This window comes from Ralstonia sp. TCR112 (assembly GCF_007997035.1).
GTDB lineage: Bacteria > Pseudomonadota > Gammaproteobacteria > Burkholderiales > Burkholderiaceae > Ralstonia > Ralstonia edaphi.
Window position 1 is genome coordinate 126,577 of sequence record NZ_VOSS01000005.1, and the last position, 15,825, is coordinate 142,401.

Consider the following 15,825-nt stretch of genomic DNA (forward strand, 5'->3'; position numbering starts at 1 on the left):
TGGGGCAAAAAGCGTTACTTGGAGACGACGGTGGCCGATTCAATCAAGATCGGCTTCACGGGCACGTTCTGGTGCGGGAGCTTGGTGGTGGTTTCCACCGCCTTGATCTTGTCGATGGTGTCGGTGCCCTCGACGACCTTGCCGAAGACGGTATAGCCGTAACCGTCCTGACCAGGGTAGTTCAGCATGTTGTTGTCGACCACGTTCACGTAGAACTGCGCCGTGGCGGAGTTCGGGTCCATGGTGCGCGCCATGGCGATCGTGTACTTGTCGTTCTTCAGGCCGTTCTTCGATTCGATTTCGACCGGCGGGCGCGTGTCCTTCTGCTTCATGTCTGCCGTGAAGCCGCCGCCCTGGATCATGAAGCCGTCCATCACGCGGTGGAAGATCGTGCCCTTGTAGAAGCCGTCCTTCACGTACTGCAGGAAGTTGGCGACCGTCTTGGGCGCCTTGTCCGGATACACCTCAACGGTGAAGTTGCCCATCGACGTCTTGAACTGGACGCGCGGCGCGGACGCGGTGGCTGCCGTGGCGGCGGTGGCGGTTACGGCCAGTGCACACACGAGCCCGGCAAAGAGGAAGCGGATACGGAGCATGGTCAGCGAGAGAGAACTTGGGGTGGGAAAAGCAGGATCGGCTGCGTCTTTTTATTGACGCTTGGCCGGCTTGGCGCTCACGCCGCTGGCTGCAGGCAGCGTGGTCGGGGCAGGTTTGGACGCGGGGTGCACACCCGGCAGATCGGGCAGGGCATCCAGGCGTGCACGCGCGGTGGCGTTCTTCGGGTTCAGCTTGATGGCGCTTTGGTACGACTGCGCGGCCAGGCGGACGTAGACATCGCCCAGATTGGATTGCGCCAGCGCATTTTCCGGCGCTACGCGGTTCGCCATGATCAGGCTGTCGCGGGCACGGAGGAGTTCGCCGCGCTCGGCATACAGCGCGGCCAGGTTGATGTACGGCTCGGGCAGCTCCGGGAAGTCCTGCGTCATCTGGCTGAAGGCCACGATCGCGTCGTCGGCGCGGCCGAGGCCGGCAAGCGCCACGCCGCGCTGGAAGCGTGCCTGCGCGTTGCGCGGCTGGGAGGCGACGTCCTTGTCCAACTCGGCCAGTGCCTCGGCGTATTGCTTCTTGGCCAACGCGTCGTCGATGCGCTTCTGGCGCGCGACCTGCGGCGCTTGCTGCGTGCTGGGCATCAAATCGGCCGGCAAGGCAAAGCCGGCGGTCTGGGCGAAGGCCGGTGCTGCCGACATGGCGAGCAGGCAAGCCAGGGTTGCAGCGGTCTGACGCAGCGGTCTGTTCATGAGAATCGGTTCCGTTATACTCCGGCGCATTCTAACAAACCGTCTTTGTGCGCAGCAGCGGCCGTGCGCACCGGGAAAGGTTCTTGACGGGGAGCATGCCAGGCGCACCGGCAGGCCGCCCCGTCAGCGCAGTTCCGGTAAGATATGCCGCTAGTTTTGCAGGCGCCTCGCCGGCGCCGATTGCCTCCAATTTAGTCCGCCCGCAACGTTGTACCTCGCATGCGCGGCGCGCTGAGTCTCCCGACACCGCTTCATGGAATCACTCAAGATTTACAACACGCTCGCGCGTGAGAAACAGACGTTCGTCCCCATCGAGCCCGGCCGCGTGCGCATGTACGTGTGCGGGATGACGGTGTACGACTACTGTCACGTGGGGCATGCGCGGGTCATGGTGGTGTTCGACATGGTGCAGCGGTGGCTGCGCGCGTCAGGTTACGAGGTGACCTACGTGCGCAACATCACCGACATCGACGACAAGATCATCAAGCGTGCGGTCGAGAACGGCGAGACGATGAGTGCGCTGACGGGCCGCTTCATCGCCGCCATGCACGAAGACGCCGATGCGCTCGGCGTGCAGCGCCCCGACCACGAGCCCCGCGCCACCGAATACGTGCCGCAGATGCTGAACATGATCGGCAGGCTGCAGACGAACGGTCTCGCCTATCAGGCCACCGATGGCGACGTGAACTACGCGGTGCGCAAGTTTCCCGGTTACGGCAAGCTGTCGGGCAAGTCGCTCGAAGACCTGCGTGCGGGCGAGCGCGTGGCTGCCAACGATGCCAAGCAGGATCCGCTCGACTTCGTGTTGTGGAAATCCGCCAAGGCCGATGAACCGGCCGAGTCGCGCTGGGCGTCGCCGTGGGGCGAGGGCCGCCCGGGCTGGCATATCGAGTGCTCGGCGATGAGCTGCGAGCTGCTGGGCGAGCATTTCGACCTGCACGGTGGCGGCGCCGACCTGCAGTTCCCGCATCACGAGAACGAGATTGCCCAGTCCGAAGGCGCGACCGGCAAGACGTTCGTCAATACATGGATGCACAACGGCTTCGTCCGTGTGAACGACGAGAAGATGTCGAAATCGCTCGGCAACTTCTTCACCATCCGCGATGTGCTGAAGGTGTACGACGCGGAGGTCGTGCGTTTCTTCATCCTGCGCTCGCACTATCGTAGCGACTTGAATTACAGCGACGCCCATCTCGATGATGCGCGCCACGCGCTCACGCGTTTGTACACGGCGCTCAAGGATGTGCCGGCAGCGGCGGGTGCCAAGCCCGACTGGAACGAGTCGCACGGCAAGCGCTTCCTGGAAGCGATGAACGACGATTTCAACACGCCGGTCGCCGTGTCGGTGCTGTTTGAGCTGGCGAGCGAAGTGAACAAGACGCGCTCGCCCGAACTGGCCAGCCAGCTGGCCGCGCTGGCCGGCGTGATGGGTTTGCTGGGCCGCGATCCGCACGCGTTCCTGCAGGGCGGCGTGTCGGCCGATGGCCTGGCCGCCGCCGAAGTGGAAGCGCGTATCGAGGAGCGCCGCGCCGCCAAGGCCGCTCGCGATTTCGCCCGTGCTGATGCCATCCGTGCCGATCTGCTCGCCGCCGGCATTGTCCTGGAAGACAAACCGGGTGGCCTGACCGAATGGAGACGCGCATGAACGCGGTGGCCAAGAAAGCCAGCGTAACGCGCAGCACCGCCACCAAAAAGGCTCCGGCCGTGAAGGCGCCGGCTGCCAAGAAAGCTGTCGGCAAGAAGGTGGACGGCGCGGCAAGCAAGGCGGTCGTCGCCACGAGCGCGCCGATCAAGGCCGCTAAAGTCGCCAAGGCTCCGGCAAAACGCGCGCCTGCGAGCAAGGTGCCGTTGCCCGAAACGCTCGCGACTGGCGAGACCTTGCCTGTGCCGGCAGAGGTGGTGCTTTCAGGCCCCCCCGAATACTGGCAAGAAGCTTGCGCTGATCTGATGAAGCGCGACCGTATCCTGCGCAAGATCATCCCGACGTATGGCCCGGCGCACTTGGCTTCGCGCGGCGACCCGTTCGTCACGCTTGCCAGGTCGGTTGTTGGTCAGCAGATCTCGGTCAAGGCCGCGCAGTCGGTGTGGGAACGCGTCGTGGCGGTGTGCCCGAAGCTGGTGCCCGCCCAATTCCTGCGTGCCGGTCAAGAGAAGCTGGCCGGCTGCGGTCTCTCGAAGCGCAAGGCCGAGTACATCCTCGATCTGGCCGATCACTTTCGCAACGGTACCGTGCACGTCGCCAAGTGGGCCGAGATGGAAGACGAGGATGTCATTGCCGAACTGACACAGATTCGTGGCATCGGCCGATGGACCGCGGAGATGTTCCTTATGTTCAACCTGATGCGGCCCAACGTGCTGCCGCTGGATGACATCGGCCTCATCAACGCGATTTCGCAAAATTATTTCAGTGGCGAACCCGTCACTCGCAGCGAAGCGCGCGAAGTGGCCGCCAACTGGGAACCGTGGCGCACCGTGGCCACTTGGTATATGTGGCGCAGTCTCGACACCGCGACCACCTATTGATCTGTTCATTTCGATGAAACGGAGCGCGTCGCCGGGCGGTCAAAATCCGGTAGAATGCGCGCCTTCAAGAGCCTTTCAGAAGATCCATGAAAACAACCTTCCTGGAGTTCGAGCAGCCGATCGCAGAACTTGAGGCGAAGATCGAAGAACTTCGCTTCGTACAAGACGATTCCGCTGTCGACATTTCTGAAGAAATTTCCCGCCTGGCATCCAAGAGCCAGCAGCTCACCAAAGATCTGTACGCGAATCTGACGCCATGGCAGGTCGCGCAGATTGCCCGACACCCGCAGCGTCCGTACACGCTCGATTACGTCCGCGAGATCTTCACCGACTTCCACGAACTGCACGGCGACCGCACCTTTGCGGACGACCTGTCGATCGTGGGTGGTCTGGCGCGTTTCAACGGCCAGGCTTGCATGGTGATCGGTCACCAGAAGGGCCGCGACACGAAGGAGCGCGCACTGCGCAATTTCGGCATGTCCAAGCCCGAGGGCTACCGCAAGGCCAAGCGCCTGATGGAGCTGGCGGACAAGTTCGGCCTGCCGATCTTCACGTTTGTCGATACGCCGGGCGCATTCCCGGGCATCGATGCGGAAGAGCGCGGCCAATCCGAAGCCATCGGCCACAACCTGTTTGTGATGGCCGGCCTGAAGGTGCCCCTGATCGCCACCATCATCGGTGAAGGCGGTTCGGGCGGCGCACTGGCCATCGCCATGGGTGACTCCGTGATCATGCTGCAGTTCGCCACGTACGCGGTGATCTCGCCGGAAGGCTGCGCGTCGATCCTGTGGAAGACCGCAGAGAAGGCGCCCGAAGCCGCCGAGGCGCTGGGCTTGACGGCGCATCGTCTGAAGGCGCTGGGCCTGATCGACAAGATCGTCAATGAGCCGCTGGGCGGCGCACACCGTGATCCGAAGGGCATGGCGACGATGCTCAAGCGCGCGCTCGCTGAGTCGCTGCGCCAGTTCCAGGGCATGAAGACGTCGGAACTCCAGGCCCGCCGTCACGAACGCCTGATGGCTTATGGCAAGTTCAAGGAAACCGAAGGTCGCTGATTCGTCGGCTGATCTCGTCAACAAGGTCGCACAACGCGTTGCCGCGTGTGCGGCCTTTGTTGTTTCTGGCGAGGTCGACACACCGATCGTGGCGATCGCGCTGTCGGGCGGGCGGGATTCCGCCGCGCTCCTGCACGCGTGTGCCGCGTGGCGCGACGCGGGCGCCCGCGTGCAGCTCGTTGCCCTGCATATCCACCATGGCTTGCAGGCCGATGCCGATGTCTGGGAGTGCGCGTGTCAACGCATGGCCGAGGCGGTCGGCGTGGCGTTTCATGCGCGTCGCGTCCACGTAGCGATCGATGCGGGGCAGGGCGTTGAAGAGGCGGCGCGCGAAGCCCGGTACGCCGCACTCGAAGCGCTTTGCGAGGAGACGGGCGCCTCCATCCTGCTGACGGCCCATCATCAGGACGACCAGGCTGAAACGGTACTCCTGCAATTGATGCGCGGGGCCGGCCTCGACGGGCTGGCCGCCATGCCGATGGCTCGGGCGGGCGCAATCACGTTGCTGCGTCCATGGATCGATGCATCGCGCAGCGAGATCGAGCTGTACGCACATGCTCACGCGCTCAGCTGGGTTGAAGATCCGTCCAACACCGACGCACGCTACGCGCGCAATGCATTGCGCCCGCTGCTGGCAGGCATGGCGGATCATTTCCCCGCGTATCGCGAAGCGCTGTCGCGCAGCGCTGCGCATCTGGCGGAGGCCGCCGCGTTGATCGACGAGATTGCACAGGCGGACCTGACCCAAATCGCGTCGGCGAAGGAGCTGAACGTGGCCGCGCTGAATGCACTGTCCGTGCCACGTCAGCGTGCGGTGCTGCGTGCGTGGTTGGCCAAGGCAGGCATGCGCGCGCTGCCAAGTCGACGTCTGGAGGATCTGCGTACGCAGTTGACCGACGCGCGAGATGACGGTGCGCTGCGCATTGAATTGCCGACTGGGCAGGTCAGGCGCTACCGTGGCGTTGCATGGATCGACGCTGGCGCCAGCGATATTCCAGAGCCGGCCGCAATTGCCATCGGTGCGGCGCTGTTCGAGCCGACGCATCTGGCTGAACAGCGCGTGACGTTGGACGCATGGGGCGGGACGCTGTTGTTTGAGCCCGTGGCGAACGACGGTGTTGCAGCCCAAACGTTGCAAGCGCCGCTCCTTCTGACGCCCCGCCGTGGCGGTGAACGCATCGTGCTGCGCTCCGGCGCACCGTCCCGCGCGCTCAAACAGGCCTATCAGGAGGCGGGCATTCCGGCCTGGGAGCGCGAGCGGTTGCCGCTACTTTATGCGGGCGACATGCTCGTGTTCGCAGCTGGGCTGGGAATGAATCGAGCCGCCATGCACACCGGTGCTGGTTGGCAAATCACGTGGTCGGCCGGCGTCGAGGGTGCGCTCTGAAACACATCGTCACCGGTGATTTGCTTGCCGATCGATGTAAATTGCTGTATTTTCAAAAGCTTTTGCACCGCTTCGCCTCCTCCTGATCTTTCCAAGATGGCTCTCATCGTTCACAAATACGGTGGCACCTCGATGGGTTCGGTTGAACGCATCAAGAATGTCGCCAAGCGCGTTGCCAAGTGGCACCGTGCAGGTCACCAGATCGTGGTCGTCCCCTCGGCCATGTCCGGCGAAACCAACCGCCTGCTGGGTATGGCCAAAGAGATTTCGGCCCAACCCGACCCGCGTGAACTCGACATGATTGCCTCGACGGGCGAGCAGGTGAGCGTGGGTCTGCTGGCCATTGCACTGCATGCCGAAGGCATCGACGCCCGCAGCTACACAGGCTGGCAAGTGCCGGTGAAAACCGATTCGGCCTACACCAAGGCGCGCATCCAGTCGATCGATGATGAGCGCGTGCGCGCTGATCTTGACGCGGGCCGCGTGGTCGTCATCACGGGCTTCCAGGGCATCGACAGCGAAGGTCATATAACCACGCTGGGCCGTGGTGGTTCCGATACCTCGGCCGTGGCCGTTGCCGCCGCGCTCGAAGCCGACGAATGCCTGATCTACACCGACGTGGACGGCGTCTATACGACCGACCCGCGCGTGGTGGACGACGCTCGCCGGCTGGACAAGATCACCTTCGAAGAGATGCTGGAAATGGCCAGCCTTGGCTCGAAGGTGCTGCAGATTCGCTCGGTGGAGTTTGCCGGCAAGTACCGCGTGAAGACGCGCGTGCTGTCGTCGCTGACCGACCCGCTGATGCCGCTCGACGTCGAGATGAACTCGGGCACGCTGATTACTTTTGAGGAAGATTCGAACATGGAAGCCGCCGCCATTTCCGGCATCGCCTTTGCCCGCGACGAAGCCAAGATCACCGTGATCGGTGTGCCGGACAAGCCCGGTATCGCTTATCAGATCCTGGGCCCGGTCGCCGACGCCAACATCGACGTCGACATGATCATCCAGAACCAGTCGGTGGAAGGTAAGACGGACTTCACCTTCACCGTGCCGCGCGGCGAATACCAGCGCGCCCTGGCGATCCTGAACGACAGCGTGAAGGCGCATATCGGCGCGGCCAGCGTGTCGGGCGACCCGAAGGTGTCGAAGGTGTCGGTGGTGGGTGTGGGTATGCGCTCGCACGTGGGCATCGCCAGCAAGATGTTCCGCACGCTGTCGGAAGAGGGCATCAACATCCAGATGATCTCCACTTCGGAAATCAAGATCTCGGTGCTCATCGATGAGAAGTACATGGAGCTGGCCGTGCGCGCGCTCCATAAGGCGTTCGAGCTGGATCAGGCGTAATCGGCTGAGCTGACACCGGATGGCCGGGTGGCGACCCGGGGCCATAGATTCTCACCCCATGTCATGCAGTTGTCGTTGACCGGGTGGGGTGAAGTGGCTAGAATACGCGCTTCGTTGCACGGGCTCCTTCGTGTGACGCAAGTTTGGGAGACGTGGCCGAGAGGTCGAAGGCACTCCCCTGCTAAGGGAGCATCCGGGCCAAAACCTGGATCGAGGGTTCGAATCCCTCCGTCTCCGCCAGTTTGGCGCTTCTCGCGGGAAGCGCGCATAACAGGCGGATGCGAGTCGAGCTGACGTGACGGCTCGCATTGCACTGCACGTCAAAAAGCCCGCATGGTTTGCGCCATGCGGGCTTTTTCTTTGTCTGCTCCCCACGCATGCGCCTTCCGAAGATGGCGCGCGCATGCGTGGGTGCATTAACGCATCAGCCTTGGCCGACGACGTCCGGCACACCGGCGGTCACGTTGAAGCCGCAGTCCACGTACGTGATCTCGCCAGTCATACCGCTGGCCAGATCCGACAGCAGGAACGCCGCCACGTTGCCCACTTCCTCGATGGTGACGTTACGGCGCAGGGGGGCCACGTCTTCCATGTACTTGAGCAGCTTGCCGAAATCCTTGATGCCGGACGCGGCGAGCGTCTTGATCGGGCCCGCCGAGATGCCGTTGGCGCGGATGCCCTTCGGACCCAGCGCGCTGGCCAGGTAACGCACGCTCGCTTCGAGCGACGCCTTGGCCAGGCCCATCGTGTTGTAGTTCGGGACCACGCGCTCAGCGCCCAGGTAGGTCAGGGCCAGCAGCGAGGCATTGGGCGAGAGCATCGGCAGCGCAGCCTTCGCCAGCGCGGGGAAGCTATAGGCCGAGATGTCATGGGCGATACGGAACGACTCGCGCGACAGGCCATCCATGAAGTTGCCAGCAATCGCTTCGCGCGGCGCAAAGCCGATCGAGTGCACCAGGCCGTCGAAGTGGCCCCAGTGCTGGCCGAGGTCTTCGAACACCTTGGCGATCTGTTCATCGCTGCCGACGTCGCAATCAAACACCAGCTTGCTGTCGAACTCGGTGGCGAATTCGGTAATGCGGTCCTTGAAGCGTTCGCCGACGTAGGTGAAGGCCAGTTCCGCGCCCTCGCGCTTGCAGGCATTGGCGATGCCGTAGGCGATCGAGCGGTTGGACAGAAGGCCGGTAATCAGAATGCGCTTGCCAGCGAGGAATCCCATGGTTTCTCCATACAAATGTGGGGCAACGTCGCGCCCGTATGTTGCTGTGGTCACTCGTCACTGCAGCGGCGCAGCGGCGGTTTCCGGGGCACGAGGCAATTAGGTGGGCGCGATCATACCGGAAAGCGCGGGGCGCCTGCCCATTTGCGCGGTGCCGCACAACGCCTGCCAGCCTTGTCAATGCGGGACGATCCCGGGCCGGAATTGGTGGGATTGCCGTGGGAGGGCGTTAGAATCGTCGAAAACAGTTTTTCAGACAGCGATCAATCGGATCAACGCATGCAAGGACATTGGGGGCAAGGGGCGCAATGAGCGTGCGCGTTGTGGCACACAAGCGATTCATGGCGCTGTTCAGCCTGCTGGCGGCGATTTGCGCGACACCCGCCTGGGCGGCACACGGCTACGCCGAATATGGCGACCTCAAGTATCCAGCGGGTTTCTCCAATTTCGGCTACCTGAACCCGAAGGCGCCCATCGGCGGCATGCTGCTGCTCGGCAATCCAGACCGCCGCACGAGCTTCGACAAGTTCAATCCATTCACGATCAAGGGGACGTCGGCACCGGGCCTGAATCAACTGGTGTTCGAAAGCCTCCTGATTACGAGCTGGGATGAAACCGCCAGCGGCTATGGCCTGCTTGCGGACGACGTGACGGTGGCTCCCGACGAACTCTCGGTCACGTTCCACATCAACCCGCGCGCGCGGTTCTCCAACGGCGATCGCGTGCGCGCGTCAGACGTCAAATACTCCTACGACATGCTGATGGGCAAGGGCGCGAGCCCGGCCTATCGCAGCATGACCGCAGATGTGGCCAAGGTGACGGTGGTGGACGCCAGCACCATCCGTTACGACTTCAAGCGCAAGAACAAGGAGCTGCCGCTCATCGTCGGCGGCCTGCCGGTGTTCTCGCCCAAGTGGGGCAAGGGCAGCGGCAAGCCCGACGACCCGGATGGCGGCAAGGATGTCGCGTTCGACAAGCTGACCTTCCAGGATCCCGTTGCCAGCGGGCCGTATGTGATCGAGCGCTTCGATCCGTCGCGCGGCATTACCTTCCGTCGCAATCCCGACTACTGGGGACGCGATCTGAACGTGCGCCGTGGCTCGTTCAATTTCGAGCGCATCCAGTACAAGCTCTACAAGGACGAAACCGCCCGCCTGGAAGCGTTCAAGGCCGGCGAGTACGACGCCATGGTGGAATACCGTGCCAAGAACTGGGCCAAGAGCTATGTCGGCGTGAAGTTCCGCAGCGGCGAGTTGATCAAGAGCGAATTCCCGCATCGGAATGGCGCGGGCATGCAGGGCTTTGTGATGAACCTGCGGCGGCCGCTGTTTCAGGATCTTCGCGTGCGCAAGGCGCTGGCGTTGGCGCTCGATTTCGAATGGCTCAATCGACAGCTTTTCTACGGTGCATATCGCCGGCTCGACAGCTACTTCGCCAATAGCGAACTGGCCGCGTCGGATTCGCTCACGGGCATGCCCAGCAAGGGCGAGCTGGCGTTGCTGGAGCCGCTGCGCAGCAAGCTCGACCCCGAGGTGTTTGGTGTGCTGCCCGCACCGCCCTCGACGGATCCGCCTAGCTCACTCCGTGACAACCTGCGGCAGGCACGTCGCCTTCTGGCCCAGGCGGGCTGGACCTACGCCGACGGTGCGCTGCGCAACAGCAAGGGTGAGCCGTTCGTCTTCGAGATGCTCGACGATGGCGGCGCCATGAGCCGCGTCATGGCGGCGTATGCACGCAACCTTGAGAAGCTCGGCATCCAGGTCAACCAGCGCATGACCGATTTCGCGCTCTACCAGAAGCGGTTGGAAGAGTTCGATTTCGACATGATCTCGCTGCGCTTTCCCGATTCGCAAAGCCCGGGCAATGAACTGAAGGACCGCTTCGGCTCCGCTGCGGCTGACGAGGCCGGCTCGGACAACGTGATCGGCCTGAAATCGGCCGCCGTCGACGCGCTGATCGACGATGTGCTGCGTGCCGACAATCGCGACGAGCTGGTCACCGCTTCGCGCGCCCTCGACCGCGTGCTGATGCAGGGTTGCTATGTGATTCCGCACTGGTATTCGGCCTCGCACCGCGTAGCTTACAACAAGAACCTGATGTACCCGGATCGCTTGCCGTATTACTACTCGGCCGAGGCCTGGGTGCTGACGGCCTGGTGGCGGACGCCGGAATCCGCCCAATCGGCTGCCAAATGACCGCATCGGTGACACCATGTTCGCGTACCTGATCAAACGGTTGCTGCTCCTGATCCCGACGCTGATCGGCGTGATCACGCTCACGTTTGTCGTGATCCAGTTCGTACCCGGTGGCCCGGTCGAACAGATGATGATGGAGATGAAGGGGCGGGGCGCGGGCGGCGAGGCCAGCGGTGGCGGTGCCTTCGACTATCGCGGCCGTCGGGGCGTCGACGCCGAGAAGATCAAGGAAATCCGCGCCTTGTATGGCTTCGACAAAAGCCCCGTCGAACGTTACTTCTTGATGCTCGGCCGTTTTGCGCGCTTCGATCTGGGTGAGAGCTACTTCCAGCACCGCAGCGTGTGGGATCTCATCAAGTCGAAACTACCGGTATCGATTTCGATCGGGTTGTGGACGTTCTTTCTCACGTATCTCATAGCGGTGCCGCTCGGCATTGCGAAGGCCGTGCGCGCAGGCAGCCGGTTCGATCTGGTGACCAGCATCATCGTGCTGGTCGGCTATGCCATCCCGGGGTTTGTGTTGGGGGTGCTGCTGCTGGTGCTGTTTGGCGGCGGCACGTTCTTCCAGTGGTTCCCGATCCGCGGCATCACATCCGACAACTGGGATCAGCTCAGCCTGCTCGGCAAGATCACGGATTACCTCTGGCACATCACGCTCCCCGTCATGGCATCGGTGGTGGGCAGCTTTGCCGTCATCACCATGCTGACGAAGAATGCGTTCCTGGAGGAAATCCGCAAGCAGTATGTGCTGACTGCGCGTAGCAAGGGCTTGTCGGAGCGGCGCGTGCTGTGGAAGCACATCTTCCGCAACGCGCTGCTGCCGCTGGTGACGGGGTTTCCTTCGGCCTTCATTGGCGCGTTCTTCACGGGGTCGCTGCTGATCGAGCAACTGTTCTCGCTCGACGGCATGGGCCTGCTGTCGTATGAGGCCGTGATGCGACGCGATTATCCCGTCGTGCTCGGCACGCTGTACTTGTTCACGCTGATTGGCCTGGCGGCGCGGTTGATTTCCGACGTGTGCTACGTGCTGGTCGATCCGCGGATCCATTTCGGCTCGGTTGGGCGATAGGCGGGCCGGCGACCATGACTCAGTATTCGCGCACATCCACGCATGCATCCAACACGGCCGCGCCACATCCGGTGCGCCACTCGCCGTCGCCGCTAAAGCGTGCGTGGCGCCGCTTCAAGCAGCATCGGCTGGGCTATTGGAGCCTGCTCATCTTCGTGGTGCTGTTCGTGCTCAGCCTGGGCGCCGAGTGCATCTCCAATGACCGGCCGCTGGTGGTGAAGTATCACGGCAACTGGTATTTCCCGATCGTGAAGTCGTACCCCGAGACGACCTTCGGCGGGGATTTCCCGACACCGACGGATTACCTCGATCCGTTCATTCGAGACAAGTTCAAGGAGCCGGGCAGCTTTGCGATTTACCCGCCCAATCCGTATTCGTACGAGACGCTGAACTACTTTTCGAAAGAGCCCAATCCGGCGCCGCCTTCTGCGGAAAACTGGCTCGGCACAGACGACCGCGGCCGCGATGTGTTTGCGCGGTTGCTGTATGGCTTCCGGGTATCGGTGCTGTTCGGCTTGGCGCTCACGGTGCTCGGCGTGCTTGTCGGCACGCTAACGGGCGCGCTGATGGGCTTCTTCGGTGGGCGCTTCGACATGGTGTCGCAGCGGCTGATTGAAATCTGGAGCTCGATGCCGGAGCTGTATCTGCTGATCATCTTCGCGTCGATCTTCACGCCCAGCCTTGGGCTGCTCATCATCCTGTTGTCGCTGTTCGGCTGGATGAGCCTTTCGGATTACGTGCGCGCCGAGTTCTACCGCAACCGCTCGCTCGACTATGTGAAGGCCGCGCGGGCGATGGGTCTGTCCAGTTGGCAGATCATGTGGCGCCACATCATGCCCAACAGCCTGACGCCCGTGATCACCTTCCTGCCGTTTCGCATGAGCGCGGCCATTCTTGCGCTCACGAGCCTGGATTTTCTTGGCCTCGGCGTACCGCCATCCACCCCGAGCCTGGGTGAGCTGCTTGCGCAAGGCAAGGCCAACCTGGATGCCTGGTGGATCTCGCTGTCGACGTTCGTGGTGCTCGTGCTGACACTCGTCCTGCTGACCTTCATGGGCGACGCGCTGCGCGATGCCTTCGACACGCGCCTGTCATTCGCCCAACTGCGTACGCGCCAGAAACCGGCGGGGGTGAAATGACCCGCGTCGATCTGCGTTCCTCCACGCCGAAGTACGACGGTCCGCTGTTGCGCTTGGATGACCTGTGCGTGCATTTCGAATCTGAACACGGCGAGGTGACGGAAGCCGTCAAGCATGTCTCGCTCGACTTGCACGCCGGCGAACGCTTTGCGTTGGTGGGCGAATCCGGCTCGGGCAAGTCCGTGACCGCGCTATCGATCATGCGATTGCTGGCCGACGCGCAATACAGCGGCCGCATCCTGCTCGAAGGCCGCGACCTCCTGGCCGCCAGCGAGCGCGAGATGCGCGGCCTGCGCGGCGCCGACGTCGCCATGGTGTTCCAGGAGCCGATGACTGCGCTCAACCCGCTGTACACGATCGGCAACCAGATCGTCGAAACGCTGGAATTGCACGAGGGCCTGGACAAGCGCGCCGCCAAGGCACGTGCGATTGCGCTGCTGGAACGCACCGGCATTGCCGAGGCACCGCGCCGGTTTGACGCCTTCCCCCACCAGCTTTCGGGTGGCCAGCGCCAGCGCGCAATGATCGCCATGGCGCTGGCGTGCTCGCCGAAGCTGTTGCTGGCCGACGAGCCGACCACCGCGCTCGATGTGACGGTGCGCATGCAGATCCTGCAATTGCTGCGCGAACTGCAGGCCGAATTCGGCATGGCCATCATGCTGATCACGCACGACTTGAACATGGTGCGCGCGTTTGCCGAGCGCGTCGGCGTGATGGAGCGTGGCGTCTTGGTCGAAACCGGCAACACGGCCGACGTGTTTGCCGCGCCCCAGCATCCGTACACGATCCGGCTGCTCGAGAGCCGTCCGCAGCGCGACGTCCTGCCGCTGGTGCCGCTTGCCCCCGTGCTGCTTGAGGCCGACAAGCTGACGGTCACCTACGAACGCCATCGCCCCGGGTTTGCCGGCTGGTTCCGGACTGACCCGTTCACCGCGGTCGATGCTGTGTCGCTGCAGCTGCGCGAAGGCGAGACGCTTGGCATCGTCGGCGAATCGGGGTCGGGCAAAACCACGCTCGCGCAGACGCTGCTGGGGCTGCAAACGGCAAAGAGCGGCGACCTGCGTTTCCTGGGCAATTCGCTGCTGCGCATTTCGCGCGACGAGCGCCGGGCAGTGCGTGCGCGCATGCAGGTGGTGTTTCAAGATCCATACGGCTCGCTGTCGCCGCGCATGACGATTGAGGAAATCGTCGGAGAAGGGCTGGCGCTGCACCAACCGCACGTCAACGCCACCGAGCGCCGTCACCGCGTGATCGAGGCGCTGCGCGAAGTTGGCCTCGACCGCACAGCGCTCGGCCGCTACCCGCATGAATTCTCCGGTGGACAGCGCCAGCGCGTCGCCATCGCACGTGTGCTGATTCTCAAGCCGCAGCTGCTGGTGCTGGATGAGCCCACTTCGGCACTCGATGTGTCAATCCAGCAGCAGGTGCTTTCGCTGCTGTCAGCCCTTCAGAAAAAGTACAACCTGTCGTATCTATTCATCAGCCACGACCTTGCCGTCATCCGCGCGATGTCACATCGCGTGGTGGTGATGAAGGATGGGAAAGTGGTGGAAGAGGGTGACACTGAAGCGGTGTTGGCATCGCCTTCTCACCCCTACACCTGCAAGCTGATGGCGGCTGCCTCACTCATCCCTGCCCGGGATAACCCGTAAAACGCACCGCGTTTGCCCCGAATCAGTGCAGTTTTGATGCGCTGTTTTTGTAAGAATGCGCATCCAAAGTCATGTCTAAGTGCCTGATTTGCATGTGGATTCCGATGAATTTGTAACGACCTTTGACAAGTCAAAGTGTCACTTTTATCATCCTGCGAGATTGTTTTAACAAGATTCGGACTGTTCTCATTTGCGGCTGCGTATGTTCGCCGCATCATTACGAGTTTCCGAGGGAGAGCCAATGCAGCATTTCGTACTTCATTCCATGGCGCGCCTAGCGGTAGGGGTTGTGATCGGTTGCGGCGTGATCGTGTCGAATGCAGTGCATGCTGATACGGTCTTCAAGGACACGGAAGTCCGCGCCGACGTCAAGCCCGAAGCCAAGCCGGGCCTCATCTCCAACGTGATGAGCAAGACCGGCGACGTCGTCATGAACGCCCTGGGCATGATCGGTCTGCGCTACCGTTTCGGCGGCAACACGCCGGAATCGGGCCTCGATTGCAGCGGCTTCGTCCGCTACGTTTTCAACGACACGTTCGGTTTCCTGCTGCCGCGTCGCGCCGTGGAAATGAGCCGTGTGGGCACCAGCGTGGACACGGCTGAACTGCGTCCCGGCGACTTGGTGTTCTTCAACACCATGCGCCACACGTTCTCGCACGTCGGTATCTACATCGGCGACAACAAGTTTGTGCACGCACCGTCCACCGGCAGCAAGATCCGCGTGGATGACATGACCGCCTCGTACTGGGTGACGCGCTACAACGGTGCCCGCCGCATCGAAGGCAACTCCGGTGCCGCAATCAAGGACGGCGCCGACAACTTTGTCGAGCAACTCAAGCGCGTCGACCCGAACGCCGCCGGCAAGCCGCTGGCCATGTACGGCGGTTGATTCGCTGGGATTCGCTGTCACGCAATAGAAAAAAGACCGCCGCGGCGGTCTT

At 62.8% G+C, this 15,825-nt stretch carries 13 protein-coding genes and 1 tRNA gene; 11 read left to right on the forward strand and 3 right to left on the reverse strand.

The annotated features are described in order from the left end of the window. Positions 1-14: 14 nt before the first annotated feature. Together FUT88_RS02575 and FUT88_RS02580 are read right to left on the reverse strand one after the other, a co-directional pair. Complete coding sequence (locus FUT88_RS02575; RefSeq protein ID WP_147213685.1) at positions 15-596, reverse strand: peptidylprolyl isomerase; 582 nt, start codon at positions 594-596, stop codon at positions 15-17. A 51-nt stretch (positions 597-647) separates the two neighbouring features. Further along, complete coding sequence (locus FUT88_RS02580; RefSeq protein WP_147213686.1) at positions 648-1,298, reverse strand: tetratricopeptide repeat protein; 651 nt, start codon at positions 1,296-1,298, stop codon at positions 648-650. A gap of 253 nt (positions 1,299-1,551) precedes the next feature. Between FUT88_RS02580 and cysS the strand changes: the two genes are divergently transcribed. From cysS to FUT88_RS02610, 6 genes are all read left to right on the forward strand, one after another. Further along, positions 1,552-2,943 (forward strand): cysteine--tRNA ligase, encoded by a 1,392-nt coding sequence (gene cysS, locus FUT88_RS02585; RefSeq protein WP_147213687.1) that lies wholly within the window; start codon positions 1,552-1,554, stop codon positions 2,941-2,943. Beyond that, positions 2,928-3,821, forward strand: coding sequence for a DNA-3-methyladenine glycosylase family protein (locus FUT88_RS02590; RefSeq protein ID WP_186829221.1), 894 nt, complete (start codon positions 2,928-2,930; stop codon positions 3,819-3,821). Before cysS ends, FUT88_RS02590 begins: the two co-directional genes overlap by 16 nt. An 86-nt stretch (positions 3,822-3,907) precedes the next feature. Continuing rightward, the gene (locus FUT88_RS02595) at positions 3,908-4,876 is read left to right on the forward strand and encodes an acetyl-CoA carboxylase carboxyltransferase subunit alpha (protein WP_009238448.1); all 969 of its coding nucleotides are present in this window, start codon (positions 3,908-3,910) and stop codon (positions 4,874-4,876) included. Then, positions 4,845-6,263: a tRNA lysidine(34) synthetase TilS gene (gene tilS / locus FUT88_RS02600; protein WP_147213689.1), complete on the forward strand. Its 1,419-nt coding sequence runs from the start codon at positions 4,845-4,847 to the stop codon at positions 6,261-6,263. The genes FUT88_RS02595 and tilS overlap by 32 nt, the downstream gene beginning before the upstream one ends. A gap of 96 nt (positions 6,264-6,359) precedes the next feature. After that, the gene (locus FUT88_RS02605) at positions 6,360-7,610 is read left to right on the forward strand and encodes an aspartate kinase (protein ID WP_045204290.1); all 1,251 of its coding nucleotides are present in this window, start codon (positions 6,360-6,362) and stop codon (positions 7,608-7,610) included. Between the two features lie 146 nt (positions 7,611-7,756). Further along, positions 7,757-7,850, forward strand: a tRNA-Ser gene (locus FUT88_RS02610). Between the two features lie 184 nt (positions 7,851-8,034). Here FUT88_RS02610 and fabI read toward each other — a convergent pair. Continuing rightward, positions 8,035-8,829 (reverse strand): enoyl-ACP reductase FabI, encoded by a 795-nt coding sequence (gene fabI, locus FUT88_RS02615; RefSeq protein WP_147213690.1) that lies wholly within the window; start codon positions 8,827-8,829, stop codon positions 8,035-8,037. 308 nt (positions 8,830-9,137) lie between these two features. On the opposite strand from fabI, the gene FUT88_RS02620 reads away from it, so the two are divergent. The 5 genes from FUT88_RS02620 (at position 9,138) to FUT88_RS02640 (ending at position 15,773) form a co-directional block, all read left to right on the forward strand. Then, positions 9,138-11,024, forward strand: coding sequence for an extracellular solute-binding protein (locus FUT88_RS02620; RefSeq protein WP_147213691.1), 1,887 nt, complete (start codon positions 9,138-9,140; stop codon positions 11,022-11,024). 16 nt (positions 11,025-11,040) lie between these two features. Then, positions 11,041-12,093 carry a microcin C ABC transporter permease YejB gene (locus FUT88_RS02625; protein WP_027677667.1) on the forward strand — a complete coding sequence of 351 codons (1,053 nt, stop codon included), beginning with the start codon at positions 11,041-11,043 and terminating at the stop codon, positions 12,091-12,093. A gap of 14 nt (positions 12,094-12,107) precedes the next feature. After that, on the forward strand, positions 12,108-13,232 hold the full coding sequence (locus FUT88_RS02630; protein ID WP_147213692.1) for an ABC transporter permease: 1,125 nt from the start codon (positions 12,108-12,110) through the stop codon (positions 13,230-13,232). Then, positions 13,229-14,884, forward strand: coding sequence for an ABC transporter ATP-binding protein (locus FUT88_RS02635; protein WP_147213693.1), 1,656 nt, complete (start codon positions 13,229-13,231; stop codon positions 14,882-14,884). The genes FUT88_RS02630 and FUT88_RS02635 overlap by 4 nt, the downstream gene beginning before the upstream one ends. 241 nt (positions 14,885-15,125) lie before the next feature. Further along, complete coding sequence (locus tag FUT88_RS02640) at positions 15,126-15,773, forward strand: C40 family peptidase (RefSeq protein WP_027677664.1); 648 nt, start codon at positions 15,126-15,128, stop codon at positions 15,771-15,773. The last annotated feature ends 52 nt before the right edge of the window (positions 15,774-15,825 follow it).